General features: G+C 63.9%; 14 protein-coding genes and 2 pseudogenes. 10 read left to right on the plus strand and 6 right to left on the minus strand.

Features of this window, described 5'->3' with window-relative positions:
* Positions 1-38: 38 nt before the first annotated feature.
* Positions 39-1,358, minus strand: a complete 1,320-nt coding sequence (locus QGN17_RS11140; RefSeq protein WP_281044561.1) for an aminomethyl transferase family protein — start codon at positions 1,356-1,358, stop codon at positions 39-41.
* Positions 1,359-1,645: 287 nt separating this feature from the next.
* On the opposite strand from QGN17_RS11140, the gene QGN17_RS11145 reads away from it, so the two are divergent.
* The 3 genes from QGN17_RS11145 to QGN17_RS11155 are packed head-to-tail and all read left to right on the plus strand — an operon-like array spanning position 1,646 to position 4,259.
* Positions 1,646-2,512: a methylenetetrahydrofolate reductase gene (locus tag QGN17_RS11145; protein WP_281045202.1), complete on the plus strand. Its 867-nt coding sequence runs from the start codon at positions 1,646-1,648 to the stop codon at positions 2,510-2,512.
* A gap of 31 nt (positions 2,513-2,543) precedes the next feature.
* Positions 2,544-3,395, plus strand: coding sequence for a formyltetrahydrofolate deformylase (gene purU / locus QGN17_RS11150; RefSeq protein ID WP_281044562.1), 852 nt, complete (start codon positions 2,544-2,546; stop codon positions 3,393-3,395).
* 6 nt (positions 3,396-3,401) lie between these two features.
* Positions 3,402-4,259 carry a bifunctional 5,10-methylenetetrahydrofolate dehydrogenase/5,10-methenyltetrahydrofolate cyclohydrolase gene (locus QGN17_RS11155; RefSeq protein ID WP_281044563.1) on the plus strand — a complete coding sequence of 286 codons (858 nt, stop codon included), beginning with the start codon at positions 3,402-3,404 and terminating at the stop codon, positions 4,257-4,259.
* Here the strand turns inward: QGN17_RS11155 and QGN17_RS11160 are convergent.
* From QGN17_RS11160 to QGN17_RS11170, 3 genes are all read right to left on the minus strand, one after another.
* Positions 4,256-5,260 (minus strand): MBL fold metallo-hydrolase, encoded by a 1,005-nt coding sequence (locus QGN17_RS11160; RefSeq protein WP_281044564.1) that lies wholly within the window; start codon positions 5,258-5,260, stop codon positions 4,256-4,258. The genes QGN17_RS11155 and QGN17_RS11160 overlap by 4 nt on opposite strands.
* On the minus strand, positions 5,257-6,576 hold the full coding sequence (locus QGN17_RS11165) for a hypothetical protein (RefSeq protein ID WP_281044565.1): 1,320 nt from the start codon (positions 6,574-6,576) through the stop codon (positions 5,257-5,259). The genes QGN17_RS11160 and QGN17_RS11165 overlap by 4 nt, the downstream gene beginning before the upstream one ends.
* An 89-nt stretch (positions 6,577-6,665) precedes the next feature.
* On the minus strand, positions 6,666-8,711 hold the full coding sequence (locus QGN17_RS11170; protein WP_281044566.1) for a TonB-dependent receptor: 2,046 nt from the start codon (positions 8,709-8,711) through the stop codon (positions 6,666-6,668).
* On the opposite strand from QGN17_RS11170, the gene QGN17_RS11175 reads away from it, so the two are divergent.
* The 4 genes from QGN17_RS11175 to QGN17_RS11190 all read left to right on the plus strand — a co-directional run bounded on the left by QGN17_RS11175 (position 8,689) and on the right by QGN17_RS11190 (position 12,412).
* Complete coding sequence (locus tag QGN17_RS11175) at positions 8,689-9,231, plus strand: hypothetical protein (RefSeq protein ID WP_281044567.1); 543 nt, start codon at positions 8,689-8,691, stop codon at positions 9,229-9,231. The two genes, QGN17_RS11170 and QGN17_RS11175, sit on opposite strands and share 23 nt — an antisense overlap.
* A gap of 61 nt (positions 9,232-9,292) precedes the next feature.
* Complete coding sequence (locus tag QGN17_RS11180) at positions 9,293-10,381, plus strand: aromatic ring-hydroxylating dioxygenase subunit alpha (RefSeq protein ID WP_281044568.1); 1,089 nt, start codon at positions 9,293-9,295, stop codon at positions 10,379-10,381.
* Positions 10,382-10,464: 83 nt separating this feature from the next.
* Positions 10,465-11,781, plus strand: a complete 1,317-nt coding sequence (locus QGN17_RS11185) for a LysR substrate-binding domain-containing protein (RefSeq protein WP_281044569.1) — start codon at positions 10,465-10,467, stop codon at positions 11,779-11,781.
* Between the two features lie 106 nt (positions 11,782-11,887).
* Positions 11,888-12,412: a glycine cleavage system protein R gene (locus QGN17_RS11190; RefSeq protein WP_281044570.1), complete on the plus strand. Its 525-nt coding sequence runs from the start codon at positions 11,888-11,890 to the stop codon at positions 12,410-12,412.
* 146 nt (positions 12,413-12,558) lie between these two features.
* Here QGN17_RS11190 and QGN17_RS11195 read toward each other — a convergent pair whose 3' ends face one another.
* The gene (locus QGN17_RS11195) at positions 12,559-12,804 is read right to left on the minus strand and encodes a hypothetical protein (RefSeq protein WP_281044571.1); all 246 of its coding nucleotides are present in this window, start codon (positions 12,802-12,804) and stop codon (positions 12,559-12,561) included.
* A gap of 174 nt (positions 12,805-12,978) precedes the next feature.
* Here QGN17_RS11195 and QGN17_RS11200 point away from each other — a divergent pair.
* Together QGN17_RS11200 and QGN17_RS20920 are read left to right on the plus strand one after the other, a co-directional pair.
* Positions 12,979-13,578, plus strand: a pseudogene (locus QGN17_RS11200) (IS630 family transposase); the annotation flags it as partial.
* 51 nt (positions 13,579-13,629) lie between these two features.
* Positions 13,630-13,719, plus strand: a pseudogene (locus QGN17_RS20920) (tannase/feruloyl esterase family alpha/beta hydrolase); the annotation flags it as partial.
* Between the two features lie 153 nt (positions 13,720-13,872).
* On the opposite strand, the gene QGN17_RS11205 reads toward QGN17_RS20920, so the two are convergent.
* The gene (locus QGN17_RS11205; protein WP_281044572.1) at positions 13,873-15,849 is read right to left on the minus strand and encodes a hypothetical protein; all 1,977 of its coding nucleotides are present in this window, start codon (positions 15,847-15,849) and stop codon (positions 13,873-13,875) included.
* Between the two features lie 323 nt (positions 15,850-16,172).
* On the opposite strand from QGN17_RS11205, the gene QGN17_RS11210 reads away from it, so the two are divergent.
* Positions 16,173-17,447 carry an MFS transporter gene (locus QGN17_RS11210; RefSeq protein ID WP_281044573.1) on the plus strand — a complete coding sequence of 425 codons (1,275 nt, stop codon included), beginning with the start codon at positions 16,173-16,175 and terminating at the stop codon, positions 17,445-17,447.
* Positions 17,448-17,466 lie beyond the last annotated feature (19 nt).

Genomic DNA, 17,466 nt, shown 5'->3' on the forward strand with positions numbered 1-17,466 from the left:
TCCACCCGACTCCCCTGCACATCCGTGACGCTTCGGCCTCAGTCCTTGCGATAGGCCGTACGCGCATGCTCGTTAAACGGTGACGGTGCGACCGTCGCCTTCAGCCGCTGGAAACCGAAATCGGCGTTCGGATCGTTGCCCGGGCCTGGATGCTCGCCCCAGACGAACTCCACCTGCGTGCCAGGCTCCGCATGGTCGGCATCGACCAGCGCCAGCGACAGGATCGTGTTGAGCGGCCCGATCAGGCCGGTCTGGAACGACATGCCGACCGTCTTGCCGCCCGCCTCCAGGCGATAGCGACCGTAGCTGTTGAAATAGTCGGGCTGACCGAACACGCGGACCATGTCCGCCTCGTCGAAGATCAGGGTGCGCTTGCGGCGCGGATAATCGTCCTTCGCCTTCTCCAGAGCGTCGCGCCCGCAGAAATCGTGATTGAAGGCAATCGACTTGCCGTAGCCGAGCTCGAACGGCGAAACGTAATAATCCTCGATATTGTCGGAATAGAAGCTGCCGTGGAGCGGCTTCTGGCCTTCATAGGAGAAGACGCTCAGCCACTCGCGATAGGGTTGCAGCTCGGGATCGGTGAAAACGCCGGGCGTCGGCGTGGGGATCCAGCCGCTCTCGATGCCGTTGGTGTAATAGGCCTTGCCGCCGACATGGACGAGACCGAACGCCTCGCCCGCCTTCATGATCGCGTCCTTCACGAAGGCCGCGTCCCTCCAGTCGCCGATGAACTCGTAGCCGGGCATGCCGGCCATGCCGTGCCGGAAGGCACGGAACCGGGCGCCACCGAGTTCCACCGGGGTGGAATGGAAGAATTTGGTTTGCGGCAGCGGACCGCCGAACAAGGCCTCGACCAGCGGCATCGCGTTGGGGCCCTGGATCTGGTAGCGGAAGACGATCGGCTCGCCTTCCTTGCGGAGACCCGAATCGGGGTCGACCGTCATCTTGACGTCGTAGCCGCCGGTCTCGCCCTGATAGCGGATCCAGCTCTGCGAGGCGGGCACGCCGCTGAGGTTGAAGCGTTCCTCGGCATCGCGCATCAGGATGCCATCGGTGATCAGATTGCCGCGCGCCGTCACCGGCACGAACTGCTTGGCCTGGCCGACGACGAAATTCTCGTAATTGTTGGCGCTGTAGTCCTTCAGCAGCCGGAGCGCGTCGGGGCCCTCGATCCACAGGTCCCACATATGGTGCGAGAGATCGCTGATCGCGACATTGTCACGCCAAGCTGCCTGCTCCTCGCGCCAGCCGACATATTCGGGCGCGATCACCGGCACTTCCCACGCCTTCGCGTTGGGCTTCCAGACCACGCCCATCGGTGATCCGGCGGCGTCGATGGCCTGCTGCAGGCTCATGGGCTTCATTCGGGACAATCCTTTCCGCGATTCCTCAAAGCCCGCTGTCACGGACCGGGTTTCGGGTTACCAAGGGTATGGCCTGCGAATAACCGCTGAATTTGTGCGCACAATATCGCGGATTCAGCGACAAGCCCTGTGCCGGCGTCGAGAGCGACGAAAAGACCCCATTCCGCGTCCCTACCTGGCGCGACGGCCGATCCGCACAACATTGTTGCGGGATCGGACGATACCGGAGCCCTAGTTACAATGTCAGGGACGGCTCACCCCATCACAAGGTGAGCCCGATGACGACCCTGAGCGCCCTGCTCCAAGACTATAGCATTGAGGCGACGGCCAAGGACGCCGCCGCGTCCGCTATCCTGCCCCCCGCCATGCCGCGCCCCGCTCAGGTCTTTGTGCCCTATCTGCACGAGGAGAGTGACGAGATGCGGATCGCGGCCTGCACCCGGATCCGCGACGCCGGCCTGGAACCCGTCCCGCACATATCGGCCCGGCGCGTGGCAGGAATAGCCGAACTCGACCGCCTGCTGGGCGCATTGCGGGAGCGCGCCCAGGTAGACTCCCTGTTTCTGATCGCCGGCGACATCGCTCACGTCGATGGACCGTTCGAGGACAGCCTGTCGGTCATCCGCTCCGGACTGATCGAGCGCCACGGCATCCGCCATGTCGGCATTGCGGGCCACCCCGAAGGCCATCCAGCCGTCATCGAGAATGCGCTTTGGGACGCGATGGTGGCGAAGATCGATGCGTTGGGCGAGCGCGGCCTCGACTCCCAGATCGTGACGCAATTCTCCTTCGATGCGGGCCAGGTGCTGCGCTGGCTGCACGGCGTGCGGGCAAGGGGCGTGGCGGTCCCGGTGCGGGTCGGCATACCGGGGCCGACCAGCGTGCGTACCCTCCTGCGCTATGCGGTCCGCTGCGGGGTGAGCGCCTCGGCCAGCGCGGTCGGCAAATACGGCCTCTCACTTGGTCGCCTGCTCGGTCATGCCGGACCCGATGCCTTCCTCGAAGACCTCGAGGCCGACCTCGATCCGGCGGTGACCGGTGACGTTCGTCTTCACATCTTTCCGTTCGGCGGCTTCGACAAAGTCTCCGACTGGCTGATCGACCAGCTTGCCCATGAACCGGCATCCAGCAGCTTCGCGGCCTGACCCGACACCATAATTTCAGGAGACGATGGCGATGGCCCAGTCCTTCACGCTTGCCTTGAATTGTCCCGATCGGCCCGGGATCGTCCATGCCGTCACCGGCGCGATCTTCGCCCATGGTGGCAACATCCTTGAATCGCGCCAGTTCGATGACCGCGAAACGGGTCGGTTCTTCCTGCGCATCGTCTTCGAGACGCAGGCCGCGGTGTCGGCGCTGTCCGACGCGTTTGCCTCCCTCGCATCGGACCTGGCGATGGACTGGAAGGTGGTGCCGACCGGTCAGCCGGTGAAGACCCTCATCCTGGTGTCGAAATTCGATCACTGCCTCGGTTACCTGCTCTACAAGACGCGGATGGGCGAGCTGCCGATGGATATCGTCGCCGTCGCCTCGAACCATCCCGCCAACGCGCTGACGGTCAGCACCATCGGGGACATCCCCTTCCACCACCTGCCAATCACCAAGGACAGCAAGGCCGAGCAGGAAGCGCGCATCAAGGCGCTGGTCGAGGAGAGCGGTGCCGAGCTGATCATCCTCGCGCGCTACATGCAGATCTTGTCAGACGACCTCGCCGCTTACCTTTCAGGGCGTTGCATCAACATCCATCACAGCTTCCTGCCGAGCTTCAAGGGCGCCAAGCCTTATCACCAGGCGCATGCGCGGGGCGTGAAGATGATCGGGGCGACCGCGCACTACGTTACCGCCGACCTCGACGAGGGGCCGATCATCCACCAGGCGGCGGAGGCGGTAACGCACGAGGATTCACCTGACGACCTGGTGCGCAAGGGCCGCGAAATCGAGAGCAGGGTGCTGGGCCGCGCGGTCGGGTGGCACGTCACCCACCGTGTCTTTCCGAACGGGGCCAAGACCGTCGTTTTTGGGAATTGACGCCTCATGACCGCGATATTGCGCGGCGACCTCGTCGCACGCGAGCTCGACGATGCCACACGTATCGAGGTGGAGCGGCTGCGGGCGGACGGCATCGACCCGTCGCTGGCGGTCGTGCTGGTTGGAGAGGATCCGGCAAGCGAGATCTACGTCCGGCGCAAGCGGCTGGCCGCCGAGGCGGTCGGCATCCGCTCGATCGAGCATCGGCTGGGCGCAGCAACGTCGCAGCAAAGCCTGCTGGCGCTGATCGCGACACTCAACGCCGATCCCGGGATCCACGGCATCCTCGTCCAGCTTCCCCTACCCCCGCAGATCGCGAGTGACGAAGTGCTCGGCGCCATTACCCCGCACAAGGACGTGGACGGCTTCCACCCCGTCAATGTCGGGCGCCTCTCGACGGGTACCGGGGGGCTCATCCCTTGCACGCCGCTCGGCTGCATGCTGCTGCTCGATCGGGTGATCGCGGATTTCCGGGGGCTGAAGGCGGTTGTGATCGGCAAGTCGAACATCGTCGGCAAGCCGGTGGCGATGCTGCTGCTCGAGCGCGAGTGCACCGTCACCATCACCCACATCCACACGCGTGGCCTGCCCGAGATCGCGCGCACCGCAGACATCATCGTGGCCGCCGCCGGCAGCCCGGGACTGGTGCGCGGCGACTGGGTGAAGCCCGGCGCGGTGCTGATCGACGTCGGAATCAACCGCATTGCGCGGGAGGACGGGAAAACGGTGATCGTCGGCGACGTCGCAGCGAACGAATGCGATCACGCGGCCGTACTGACGCCCGTGCCGCGCGGCGTCGGCCCGATGACGATCGCCTGCCTGCTGCGCAACACGGTGCAAGCCGCGCGGCTCGCGCTCGCCTAGGCGGGCTTGCCGAGAGGGATCGTCATCAGGTCACGGCCGAGCAGGATATCGCCCTTGGCGAAATGGCGGCGGAGCGGCGCGATCAGGCTTTGCGGATCGAAATGCGGTCCGGTCACGAAATGGGTGACCACCAGCGTCTTCACCCTCGCCTCCTGGGCCATCTGGCCCAGCGCGTCGGCGGAGAGATGCTGGGTCTCCATATGCTGCATCAGGACCTCCAGCGCTGACCCGCTGCTGCCCGCCGCCTGCATCGAGGCCTTGATGCTGTCGAGATCGACAATCTCCGCCACCAGCATGTCGGCCCCCTCCGCGAAGCGCGTCACCGGATCGGACGGGCCGGTGTCGCCGGTGAACACCACCGATCCGTAGGCCGTGTCGAAGCGATAGGCATAGGATTTGTCGAGCCCATAGTCGTGCGGCGGGCTGTGGATCTGCGCGAAGTGGGTGTTGGCGACGGCGCTGACTCGCACTGCGCCGTCGTCGAACAGCGTCTGCGGGGCGGTCACGTCGGCCTCGTGCACCGGGTAGAGGCTGGCGAGCGGAGGCCGGCCGGGCGCCTGCGGCCGAAAGATATCCTCGCCGATCCGGTCGGAGCGGAGCACGTCGGCGACGAAGTCAGCCGTGCCCGGCGGCCCCCAGATCGGCATCGGCGCCGTCCGCCCGAGCATCCAGCCGCTTGCCATCAGATAATCGAGACCGAGCGTGTGGTCCCAGTGCAGGTGGGTGAGCAGCGTCGCATCCACCTTCGACGGCGGCGTGCCGGCACGCATCAACTGCTGCCCGCAATTCTCGCCGGCATCGATCAGGTAGGAGCGCCCGTCGACGGTGAGCAGGTTCGCCGGCTGGCTGCGATCGACATGTGGCGGCGGCCCGCCGCTGGTGCCGAGCAACGTCACCTGCGCGCCCTTCGTTGCCGGTCGGCCACCCCATTGCGCGAAGCCCGCAAACGGCATCGCCGCGCCCGCTCCGAGCAGCGCGAGGACGCCTCGCCGCGCGATCATGCCGTCGCCGCCGCCAGGTCGACCGTCTGGTTGCGCCCCTCCTGCAGATAGGGGAAGCGCGCCACCGTCGCCCGTATCTCCTTGATGCGCCCGCCATGATCGCCCCACAGCACCGTCACCGCGTTACCGATATCCGCCTCGCCGATATCGATCGTGGCGTGCGAGATCACCTTGCGGAAATGATAGCTGTAGACCGTGCCCGACGAGATGCCGACCGCGTCCCCGCCCTTCATCACATGGTCGGCATGGCCGCACAGCCCGCGATTGGCCGGTGAGACGGGGATTTCGAGATATTTATACTCCTCGCCCTCGCGGAACAGCGAGGCGTAGACGTCGATCACGTCGTCGGCATTCCATTCGAGCGTCACAACCGTGCGGCGCGGCGCGGCCAGTTCGCGCTCGACCGCCTCGCGCCCGGTGAAATCATGATCGAGGCGGATCGATCGTTCCCAGCCCACCTCCACCGGCGTCCGGCAGCGCGCGCGGACATCGGCGGGATCGATGCTGCCTGCCATCACCGGATCGGGAAAGCGATACGGCATCTTCGCCATATAGGCCTTGAAACCGGGATCGTCGTGCGCGGCGGACGAGAAGGTCCAGAATTGCTGCGGGAACCCGCCCTCGACGTGGTTGACCTGGAAGGTCTGCCAGCCGAGGCGCTCGATCCCGTGCGGCGCGCCCGCCTGGACCACCGCATCGTATATCTCGGCGGCATGCGGAAGCGGCCCGTGCAGTTCGAACGCCAGCGTCCCCGCCATGCCGACGCGCATGATCTGCACGTCGTGCCCCGCTACCGAGGTCCGCCGATAGCGCAGGAAATTGACGTCGCGCAGACTCTCGCCGGTTGCGGCCTCCAGCGTCGCCAGCGAGGTCGGCCCGGCGATCTGGAAGAGGAAGTCGTCCTTGACGATCTGCTCGACGTTGCCTTCGAAGCGGCTGAACGCATAAGGCGCCCATGGACCTGCGACATAGAGGCAGAACTCCTCCTCGCCGAGCCGCTGAAGCACGCCATGCCCGGCGATCAGCCCACGCTCGTCGCAGGCGATGGCGTGCTTGGCGGTGCCGGGCCTGAACTTGGCGAAGCCGTTGACGAAGGTCTGCGCTAGGAACCGCTCGGCATCCGGCCCGCGATACACGATCTGCCCCATGCCCGAGAGGCCGGCATGGATGTAGCAACTCTTCTTCCAGGAAAGGCTCTCCGCCTTCCACCCCTTATATTCCCATTGCCGGACGAAGCCTCCGGTCAGGCTGAACAGGCCGTATTGCGGGTAATAAGGGATGGCGGAGACCGCCTTGAACGGCGAAGGCGCGAGCATAAAGTCCCTTCCAGATCGATCTTCAAACCACAAATGCGCCATCCGCCGCGAAGACGGATGGCGCTCCCCCTAAGCTCGTTGCCGGCGGCTCAATATTTGAAGCCGGCCGTCACCCCGAAAGTGCGTGGCGGCGCCGCGACACGATTGTCACCGACATCGAGCGCGTTCTGCTGCTCGGTGTAGAAGGCGTTGGTGAGGTTTTTCACCCAGGCCCGCACGAAATAGCGCTCCTTGTCGGCCGTATAGGTCAGTGAGGCGTCGAGCAGCGTATAGGCTTTCTGCTTCAGGCGGTTCTGCGGGTCATCGTAATATCCGCCATTGTGGTAGAGGTTGCCGTCGAGATTGACCTTGCCGCTCGCCAGTGGGACTTCGTAGTCGAAGCCGACATTGACCGTATAGTCGGGCGTGTTCTGGAGGCGCTTGCCCGACGCGTCGCAGGGCGCGAAGACCGTCCCGCTGTAGTCGGTGCCGGCAACGCACTGGATCACCGAGTTGCCGCCGACCGCGTGGAAGAACGGGTTGGCGTCACTATAGGCGTTGGGGATCGGCACCGACCAGAAGGGCGTCAGGAAACCGTGCTTGTAGCGCGCGTGCAGCCAGGCGCCGCCCGCCGTCAGCGTCAGGTTGCGCGAGGCCTTGAAGGCAAGATCGCCGTCGAGACCATAGTTGATCGAGCCCGGCGCATTGTAGACGTAGAGCTGGCCCTGGATGATCTGGTTGGCCTGCAGATTCTTGTAATTGTCGTAGAAGGCCGAGACGTTGATACGCAGCTTGCGATCGAACAGGTCGGTCTTGAGGCCGACCTCGTAGGCATCGACCGTTTCCGGCTGGAGCACCTGCGGCGGGAAGCTGTCCGGCTGGAAGGAGCCGCTCTTGAAACCCCGGTTGTAGGAGGCATAGGCCATCACCTGGTCCGAGAACCGATGGTCGAGCGAGATGCGCCAGGTCAGCTTGGGGAAGGTCTTCTTGGCCGTCGGCGCCGCGATGTCGAGCACGGTTGGCGCCCCGAAATAGGGGGTCGTGGTGATGACCTGCGATTCATCCATCTGCCGGTGGTCGCTGGTATAGCGCAAGCCGAGCGTGAGACTGGTCCTGCGATCGAAAGTATAGGTGCCCTGCGCGAATCCGGCGAACGAGTTCAGCGTTTGCTTCACATATTGCGAGATCAGGATATCCGCGCAGGCATAGCCGCAGGCGAGCGTTCCTTCGGTGTTGATCGGATCATATTCGCCGCGCGACCACATATAGAAACCGCCGACCACCCATTTGAACGGCCCACTGTTGGTGGAGAGCAGCTGCACTTCCTGCGTGAACTGCGCGTCCTTCTGCACCTCGTTGAAATTGAGCAGGTCTGCCGGGGTCTGATCGGCGTCGATCGAGGTGTAGAGCTTTGCCTTGCGATAGGCGCTGATGCTGACCAGCTGCACGCCATCGAAGTCGTGCTTGATGTTCAGTGACCCGCCGCCCTGCTCGGTCGCCACCAGGGGCTGCGTATCGAGGTCGATGTCGCGTTTGCCGCCAGGGGTCGGGATGCCGAGAATGGTCAGGCCCTGATAGGTGCGGATCGCCGGATCGGAGCGCCGCAGTTTCGCATAATCGCCCGACAGCGTGATGGTCGTGCTCTCGCCGGCCTCCCAGCGCAGCTTGCCACGCAGGCCGTAATCCCAGCCCTTCTGCACCTCGCTGTTGTTGTAGAGGTTGCGGCCGTAGCCCTTGTCCTGCTCGTTGTAGATGCCGGCCAGGCTGATCGCGAGACCGGGTGCGAGACCGCCCGTTACGTAGCCCGATCCGCCCCATGTCTGGTAATTGCCATATTGCGCCTGGCCCTCCATGTGGAAGTCCTGCGCCGGGTTCTTGGTGGTGACCTGGATCACGCCGCCGGTCGCGTTGCGGCCGAACAGCGTGCCCTGCGGCCCCTTCAGCACGTCGATCTGCTGCACGTCGGCAAGCTGGAAGATCGCGCCCGTCGAGCTGCCGATATAGACGCCGTCGACATAGGTGGCGACCGGGTTCTCGATGCCGGGACCGGTGGCGGTAGTGCCGATGCCGCGGATGCGCGGCTGACCGAATCCACCGAGATTGGTGTTGAAATTGAGCGCCGGCGTCAGTTCCTTGAGCGAGACCGTATCGGTCACACCCGAAACAGCCAGCCGCTGTGCTCCGATCGAGGTGATCGCCACCGGCACGTTCTGGGCGTTTTCGGAGCGCTTCTGTGCGGTGACGATGATCTCCCCGATCCCGGTGCTCGATGATGGCGCAGGTGCGCCGGGCGCGGGAGCGGTCTGCGCGGAGACCGCGCTTGCCGTCGTGACGGCGGACAAACCTACGGTGGAGAGCAACACCCTGCGAACCCATACCTGGTTGCCCGCTGCATGCCGAATGCGCACCGTCGTACCTCCCCATGTTGCGCCGGCGGAGCTCACGCAGATCCGGCTTGCTGTCGTTATTTCGGAGACGAGCCTAAGAGAGGTGCAGCAGAGGGGCGATATCACGTTCCGGACTTCTGTGTTCCCATTACTGAAACAATCGGATCAGTTCCAGGCATTGCCGCCGCTTCTTGCAGCGCTCATTGGCCGAACGCGCATTGTGCACCATGCCGCACCAATTCGTTGCCGAATTGCCGTCTTGCGGCATCGCGAACTCCACATACCCTAAGGCACAACGGGCGCCGCACGGGATGAGCGCCTCTTGGTGATACGAGGAGTGGCGCGGCCCTATGTCGATCAAGGCGGATTTCACCCAGGGCTTCGTACGCAACCACTGGTATGCTGCGGCGTGGGCCAGCGAGGTCCAGGAGCGGCCGTTCGCGCGCACGATCCTGGGAGACAAGATCGTCCTCTTCCGCCAGCCCGACGGGACCATCGGCGCTCTGGAAGATCGCTGCCCCCACCGGCTCGCGCCTCTTTCGATGGGCGAATGCGCAGACGGCGGCCTGCGCTGCGGCTATCACGGCATGGTGTTCAATGCGGCCGGTGACTGCATCGGCATTCCCGGCCAGGACATCATCCCGCCGACCGCGCGCACCCGCGCGTTTTCAGCGACCGAGCGCTATGGCCTCATCTGGGTCTGGACCGGCGATGTGGAGCCCGATCCGGACAGTCTTCCGATCCTGAAGGGGTATGGCGAAGACGGTTGGGCCCTGATGGACGGCGGCTACCAGCACCATGCGGGGAACTACCGGATCGAGATCGAGAATCTGATGGATCCGGCGCACACGACCTTCCTGCACAAGGAGACGATCGGCAATCGGGCGGCGAAGGACGTGCCTGTCGAGGTCTCTTCCTACGATCGCGGCCTCAAGGCCTTCCGCTGGATCGAGAATGTCCCCCCCTCTCCGCTCGACCAGAAGAGTTTTGACTTCGGCGCTGGCCGGGTGGACCGCCAGATCGCTTTTCATTTCGAGTTGCCGGCCACATCGTTCGTCGACATCGCCGTCATCCCCGCCGGCATGGAGCGCAGCGAGGGCAATCTGATGCGGGGCGGCATCCGCGCGTTCAGCTACAAGTTCTTGACCCCTGAAACCGAGCGCTCGACCCATTTCTTCTGGCTGCACCTGCGCAATTACCGGCTCAACGACCAGGAGTTCGAGGCGACCCTGCGTGCCAATCTCGAAAAGACGTTCGCCGAGGATCAGGTCATGGTCACCGCGATCCAGGGCGAGCAGGAAGCGACGGGCTTGCGACAGCGGACCGCGATTGCGATCGACCGCGCGCCGATCATGGCGCTGCGTCTCATCGATCGCATGATCGCTTCTGAAAAAGAGAGCGGGGAAACCGGCACCGAATGCGAGCCGGTACCGGCATGACCTGATAATCACGGAGACGGGGCTGCGGCGTCCACGCAGCGGTTCCGGCCCGACATCGTCGACGGCTTTGAGGGAGCTTTGCGATGGCGACGGCATTACCGGCCGACCGGTTTGACGAGATCAGCTTCAGGCAGCTGCGAATTCTGCAGAGCATCAGCGACGTCAAGAGCGTGCGCGGTGCATCCGATGCTTGCAACATATCGCAGCCGGGCCTGACCCAGTCGCTTGCAAAGCTTGAGCGCCGGGTCGGCTGCGAGCTTGTCAGTCGTGGCTCCCAGCGGAGCGTTCTCAACGATCTGGGCGCGATCTTCCTGAAACGGGTGAACAGGCTGTTCGACCAGGCGGAGGCTGCCCTCCGCGGCTTTACAGGTGCGAAGGATCCAGACGACATCCGATCGCGGCTGAACCGCCTCTCGAGAAGCCAGCTGAGATCGCTCATCTACCTCGCGGAGAGCGCCAGCTTCGCTGATGCGGCGCGCCTGATCGGCATTGCCCCCGCGACGCTGCAAAGATCCGTCCGGGACATCGAACTCAATCTGAGGCGTCCCCTGGTCAATCGCTCCTCTTCGGGCCTGTTGATGATACCGCAGGCAGTCGACTTTGCGCGAGGCATGAAACTCGCGCTGCAGGAGATCGGCTGGGGCCTCCATGAGATCCGGACCGGCCCGGGCGACTGGAGTTCCTCGATCACGATTGGCAGCATGCCGTCGGGCGGCACCTACCTCCTCTCTGCGGCTCTCAATGAATTTGCCGCCAGACGCGCGGAGTGCGCCGTGCAGGTCGTGGTCGAGAGCTCGGCATCACTCGTGCGCAGCCTGCGCGCCGGCGACGTGGATCTCATCGTCGGGACGATTCTGGACAACGAGGGCCCCGACCTGGCGTCTCGTCCTTTCGCCCGAACGCCCTATGTCATTGTCGGACGTCAGGGACATCCGCTGGCGCGTGCAGACAATGTCGGCGTCGAGGACCTCGCCGCCCATGACTGGCTCGTCGGCGCCCGCGGATCGAGCCGGAGGAAGATATTCGACACGCTTCTCGGCGATCGAACGGCATCTTGTTCAAGGATAGAGATCTCTGCCCTTCCCGGGCTGCGCACGCTTCTGGCCAGCAGCGACCGGCTGGCTCTGATGACGAGCTTCGAGATCGACCAGGACATGGATGGACTGTCCGTGGTTCCTTTTCCTGTGCCGCCTCCCGCACCCTATATCGGTGTGACGATGCGCGCGAACTGGCTTCCGACCCGCTCACACGAAGAATTTGTCCAGATCATCCAGAGATACGCGCTGCTCAATGTCATGAATTGCGCCCCCGCAACCTACGGCAATCTGAACCAGGTCAACCTTGGCGCTGCACGGCCGCGATCAGCGCAAGGCAGCAGCCTGGGCTGCACCTCGCCATGATTCCGTGGGGCCAGCGCGCATTGCAGTGCGATGATCGAACATGTCCGCCCTGATGGTTCCGAGATGATATACAAGGGTGCCAAACACTCTGTGCCGAGGTGAGAGCATGAACCAAACGATCATCCTGACTGTCATCGGCAGCGACCGGCCGGGCCTCACCCGTGCGATTGCCGATGCCGTGTTCGAGGCAGGTGGCAACTGGCTGGAGAGCCACCTGTCGCGCCTTGGTGCCAAATATGTGGGTTCAATCCTGATCGATCTGCCTGCGGAGAGGCTCGCCGACCTTGAGACGGCCACACGCAGGATTGATGCGGTTGGGCTCAAGGTCGAGCTCGTCGCCCCCGTCGAGACAAGCGAGCGAGAGGGCCATCGGCTCGCGATCGAGATTGTCGGCCAGGACCGTCCAGGCATAGTCCGGACAGTCACCACTGTCCTCGCCGGTCTCGAGGTCAACATCGAGGCGTTCACCACCTCGATCGAAGGCAGCGCGTGGTCCGGTGCGCCACTGTTCCGCGCGAAAGCCGAGCTCCTCCTTCCTGCCGCTCTCGCACTGCGTGAGGTGCGCGAGGCATTGGAGAACATATCGGGCGAGATCATGGTCGATTTCGCGGCAGAATCGACTGTCGCCTGATCACGAGGCTGCGGGAAACCTGGCAATCGGGGCATTCAGCAGATCGGAACCAGACCGAAGAGCCGGGGCCACCCGGTCTGGATCGGGCCAAGTCCCCCGCGCCAGATGAGATGCCGACGATGCCCATCGCGAGCAGGTCTACGCTGTCACCTCCAGAATCTGAGCTTCATCCGGAAGCTGGTGCGCTGCGTGCGGAGCGCCCGCCGCACATGCTCCACCCCGCTTCGATACTCGGCCAGCGCCTGGGTGGCCGCCGCCTTCAAGTCCGGAGCTGATTTCATGGCGCCATCAGCCGCCTGGGCGACGAACTCCTCTGCGCGGTCGACATGCACCTGGAACGCATCCGCCCAGCCTGGATGCTGAAGGCAATCTGCGGCATCGATCTCCTGCAACAGCGTCGCGACGGCGAAGCTGCCGTCGATCCACTTTTGCCGCGACTTGGTGACCGAGCAGGCCGATATGACCCTCATCGAGATACAGGCGCGGCTGATCGAGCACGGCGCTTCGGTTGGCATCGGCACATTGCATCGCTTCTTCGCACGCCACGGCATCACTCGGAAAAAAAGACCGGGCACGCGATCGAGCAAGACCGCCCCGACGTCCTGAGGCAGCGTCAGCGCTGGTTCGACGGGCAGCTCGATCTGGAGCCGGAACGCCTCGTCTTCATCGACGAGACCTGGACCGCGACGAACATGACGCGCAGCCACGGCCGGTGTGCCAAGGGCGAACGCCTGCGGATGGGCTACCCTCACGGCCATCGCAAGACCACCACGCTGGTCGCGGGCCTGCGCATGACCGGCATGGTCGCGCCGATGGTGCTCGACGGGCCGATCAACGGCGACTGGTTCGAAGCCTACGTCGCCCAGGTGCTGGTGCCGGAGCTGCGGCCTGGTGACATCGTCATCATGGACAACCTGTCGAGCCACAAGCGAGCATCCGTGCAGATGCTCATCGAGGCGGCCGGCGCATCGCTACGCTTCCTGCCGCCCTATAGCCCTGACTTCAATCCGATCGAGAAGGCCTTCTCGCGCCTCAAGGCAATGCTCCGAAAAGCAGGCGAGCGCACCGTCGGCGGCCTGTGGGACCTGATCGGCAAGCTCATCGATCTGTTCAAGCCAACCGAGTGCGCCAACTACTTCAGCTCCTGCGGATATGAGCCAGAATGAGCGGAAACCGCTCTAAGGCCTGGTCGAGCGCACCTCCTATTCTTCCGGTGCTCGGATGGCGGCCGAGACGCGCTCGTTGAAACGCAGCGCTATCCGGACGATTTCGACGGCATCATCGCAGGCCCGCCCGCGATGACCTTCGTGGTCCAGAAGAAGCCGATCTTCAGCGTGATCGTCGTCAACAAGGGATGGGAGCGCTCATACTCTCGGACGGTGCACCCGCCGCCAGGCTATGCCCGCGTGAGCGGGATTGTCACAGCCCGGCGGGTGGCTGAGACACCCGCCACCGGGAGACTAGAGGAGCGACTTGTCAATGTAGAGCGGCATCGAATCCTCCCACTTGCTGTCAGTGAGGAGACGTTGCTCGCCGCCATCTTCATTCATGATGTAGATCTGGCCATATTGCTGGAAAGTGTTGTCGTAGAGCGAGGCCTCATCGCGGAAGCCATGATCTGACCCACTCCACATGATCTTGCCGTCGCCCGACCAGACCGCATGCCCGTTGCTCGACTTGGTGTTCGTTAGCTGGCGGAGATCCGATCCGTCCGGCCGGATCGTGCATATCTGGAAAACCTTGCCATCGACCTTGCGGGTAAAGACGATGCGCTGCCCGTCCGGTGACCAGCCGGGAAGGTTGTCCAGCTCGGTCGTCAGCGTGCGAACCTGACGGGTCTCGACATTCATGATGCGAAGCCCGCGTGAGCCATCTTCTCCCCATACCCGGAAGACGACCTCCTTGCCATCTGCCGAATAGCTCGGGAAGCCCGAGTGGACGCGCCCGTCGGTGAGGGCTTCCGCACCCGTCCCATCGGCCCTCACCCGCATCAGGGTTGCCTTCGTGTAGGCTCTCTCGGCAAACCAGCCACCAAAGCCGAACGCGATCCATTGGCCGTCGGGCGACCAGGCAGGCTGGAACGCGCCCGCAAGTCCCTGCTTGACCTTCACGGGATTGAGCCCCTTGCCCAACGCTTCGAAAACAACCTTCCGGCCGGTCCCGTCGGGCTTCAACGTCACGATCGAGGAGTTGCCCGTCTGCTTCTCGGTGATCGCCAGCACGCCCTGGCGCGAGAGTGTCGGGAAAACGTCCATGAACCGATATTCCCAGTCGGGATCCCAGCTGTAGAGCGGCTTGTCGATCTTGCGCGGAGGATAGAAGGACACGACCTCATAGAAGAGCTTGCTGCCGTCCGCAGACCAGCTCGGATTGCGCAGGTTCGCGCGCTTAAAGCCGGGTCTGCCCGACGTGTAGCCGATCCCCTCGTCGGGGCCGCCCTTGACCAGATAGCCGATCTCGTTCGCCGAGAGCCACTGCGGTCCGACCTTGAGGTTGGGAATGTTGGTGTGCTCGATGCGATCGCCGGTTGCGACATCGACCGAGACGATCTGGGACTCGATCCGGCCGATCCACTCGGGCCGGCGCGCGCCCCAGGTCGATTCCACGGTGAGCTCGTAAAACGCGATCCGCCTGCCGTCGGGCGACCATGTCGGCGACCCGTGGGCCCAGCCGGCACGCCCCGAGACCTTGCGGAAGCCGGTCCCATCGGGCCGGATGATGTAGATTGCGGTCTCCTGGGTGTGCTCCCATCCGTGGCCTTCATCATGGCCACGCCAGATCGTGTCGCGATCGCTGGAAAAGGCGATCCATTTCCCATCGGGAGACCAGGCCGGACGAAAATAACAGTCGGGGCTGTCGGGATTGCCCTTGATGTCTCCGATGCCAGTCAGCTGCTTCATCCGACCCGTGCGCAACTCCATCACCCAGATGTTGGCGCGATAGCCGTTGCGCGTGGAGACGAAGGCGACGAAGCGACCGTCGGGCGACAGCGCGCCGGCATCGTCCATCGAGGATGCCTCGACGATGCCTTTGATGCCCGTCCCATCCGGATGTGCGATGAAAAGGTCGGAATTGCCGTCGCCATTCCGCTCGGACGTGAAGACCAGCATGTTGCTGCCGGGCGCCATCCGGACATTGTAATCATAGGCCGACGATGAGAGCAGTTTGCGCTCGCCCGTCCCGTCGCCCGCGGCCGTGTAGAGCTCAGAGATCGCCGGCGCGATCCGGTTCATCAGCATGACACCCTTCTTTTGGGGCAGCGGCTTGGCAATGCCTGCCTTGCTGAGAAGGACCGTCATGGGAACCGCGGCCAGGAACTCTCTGCGTTTCACTCGTCTCTCTCCACGTCTCGCCGGTGGCACCTGGGAATCGGCAGGGTCCGTCCGGAAGCTATGCTCCTTATCGGAAGTCTGGCCGGCACTCACCGGCCGCGACATTGAAGCTATCGGTCAGAGACCATTGTCTATCTCCCCTTGGACCTCTCGCTCCGACACGCCCGTGTCCTCCGCGCTGCGCCGGAAGCGGCTTCCTGGTCTGGCGATTGGTCGGTCCCTCCTCCGATCGACAGGACCTTGCGACCGCAGGCGCGGGGTTAACTCCGGTTCGATCACCAACGCGGTCCTTTCAATCGCGCCGCCCTGGCGAGGTGGGCACAGGTTCACGGCGTTGCCGGTCACTCGCCGCCGAATTAGTGTCTGGGTGAGGAACGGCGCAGACCGGGCGAACATACGGTGGGAGACGAATTTTGGTTGCAGCGCCGGTGACGAGAGAGAACGAAGCACGGCCCGATGCGGCTCGCCGTTGGGCCATCCTGGTGCTTCTCGGCCTCGGCGCCATGCTGGCATTCGTGTCCCGCACAAATATGGGCGCGGCCCTCGCCCTCGGCGCCTTCACGCACCAGTTCGGCCTGACCGATGTCGGTCGCGGTTGGCTCAACTCGGCCTTTTTCTGGTCGTACGCCGCACTCCAGATCCCGATGGGCTGGGTTGTCGATCGCTATGGCGTCAAATGGCCTTATGCGATCGGCTTCATTCTGTGGTGCATTGCCACGGCCGCATGCGGGATGATGACCGCATTGGGCGGCCTCGTCGTCGTGCGGCTGATCACCGGCGCCGGCGAGGCAATTGTCATCCCGGCAAGCTATCGCTGGATCCGAAGTAATTTTGCGGAGAACGAGAGCGGTATCGCGGTCGGCATATACATGCTCGGCACGAAAGTGGGCTCTGCCATCGGTACCCCACTCGCCGCCTGGCTGATCGTCGCTTTCAGTTGGCCACTGATGTTCATCCTTATCGGATTAATCGGCCTGTTCTGGCTCCTGCCTTGGCTGGTGCTCGTCCGCGCGTCCGATGCGGGCGCCGGGCCGCCGCCTGATACCCGCTCGCATCCGCACATCCCGTTTGCGAACATCATGAAAAGCCCCATGGTCTGGGGCTCGATCATCATCAACTTCTGTTATAATTATTTTGTCTTCTACTGCATGACCTGGATGCCGGCCTATCTCGTCGAGCGACGCCACCTTTCGCTCAACCGGATGGGCTTCTATTCCTTCTTCAGCTTCATGGGCATCGCGCTCGTCGCGCTGGTCTCGAGCTGGATCGCAGATGAGATGGTCAGGCGCGGCCGGGATCCGGTGGCGGTCCGCAAAGGCTTCGTCATTGCCGGCTTCGTGATCGCCTGCACCGAACTGCTCGGCGCCACGACCAACTCGATCGATCTCGCGCTGTTCTGGGCGGTCATCTCCCTGTCCGGTCTTGGCCTTGCCACCGCAAACCATCTCACACTCTGCCGGCTGACCCTGATCCCGGAAGGCGTGGTGGGTCTGGTCGCAGGGGTTCAGAACGTGTCGACCAGCGTCGCGGGAATCGTCGCGCCAATCCTGACAGGATGGCTCAAGCAGACAAGCGGCGGCTACGAGGCTCCTATGACGGCGATCTTCTTCTTCCTCGTCCTGGGAGCGGTTTCCTGTCTCGTTCTTCTGCAGCGCAAATGGGCGCCAGTCGTGCCGGAGGCGGTGGAGCTGGAGGGCGCATAAGCCTCGCAGCCACGGCCCT

The organism is Sphingomonas oryzagri (genome assembly GCF_029906645.1).
Taxonomy (GTDB): domain Bacteria; phylum Pseudomonadota; class Alphaproteobacteria; order Sphingomonadales; family Sphingomonadaceae; genus Solisphingomonas; species Solisphingomonas oryzagri.

Excerpts from the sequence above, each read along its gene's own strand:
- QGN17_RS11155 (WP_281044563.1), top strand. The coding sequence starts at position 3,402 with ATGACCGCGATATTGCGCGGCGACCTCGTCGCACGCGAGCTCGACGAT.
- QGN17_RS11160 (WP_281044564.1), bottom strand. The coding sequence starts at position 5,260 with ATGATCGCGCGGCGAGGCGTCCTCGCGCTGCTCGGAGCGGGCGCGGCG.
- QGN17_RS11140 (WP_281044561.1), bottom strand. The coding sequence starts at position 1,358 with ATGAGCCTGCAGCAGGCCATCGACGCCGCCGGATCACCGATGGGCGTG.
- QGN17_RS11145 (WP_281045202.1), top strand. The coding sequence starts at position 1,646 with ATGACGACCCTGAGCGCCCTGCTCCAAGACTATAGCATTGAGGCGACG.
- purU (WP_281044562.1), top strand. The coding sequence starts at position 2,544 with ATGGCCCAGTCCTTCACGCTTGCCTTGAATTGTCCCGATCGGCCCGGG.
- QGN17_RS11180 (WP_281044568.1), top strand. The coding sequence starts at position 9,293 with ATGTCGATCAAGGCGGATTTCACCCAGGGCTTCGTACGCAACCACTGG.
- QGN17_RS11185 (WP_281044569.1), top strand. The coding sequence starts at position 10,465 with ATGGCGACGGCATTACCGGCCGACCGGTTTGACGAGATCAGCTTCAGG.
- QGN17_RS11190 (WP_281044570.1), top strand. The coding sequence starts at position 11,888 with ATGAACCAAACGATCATCCTGACTGTCATCGGCAGCGACCGGCCGGGC.
- QGN17_RS11165 (WP_281044565.1), bottom strand. The coding sequence starts at position 6,576 with ATGCTCGCGCCTTCGCCGTTCAAGGCGGTCTCCGCCATCCCTTATTAC.
- QGN17_RS11205 (WP_281044572.1), bottom strand. The coding sequence starts at position 15,849 with ATGTCGCGGCCGGTGAGTGCCGGCCAGACTTCCGATAAGGAGCATAGC.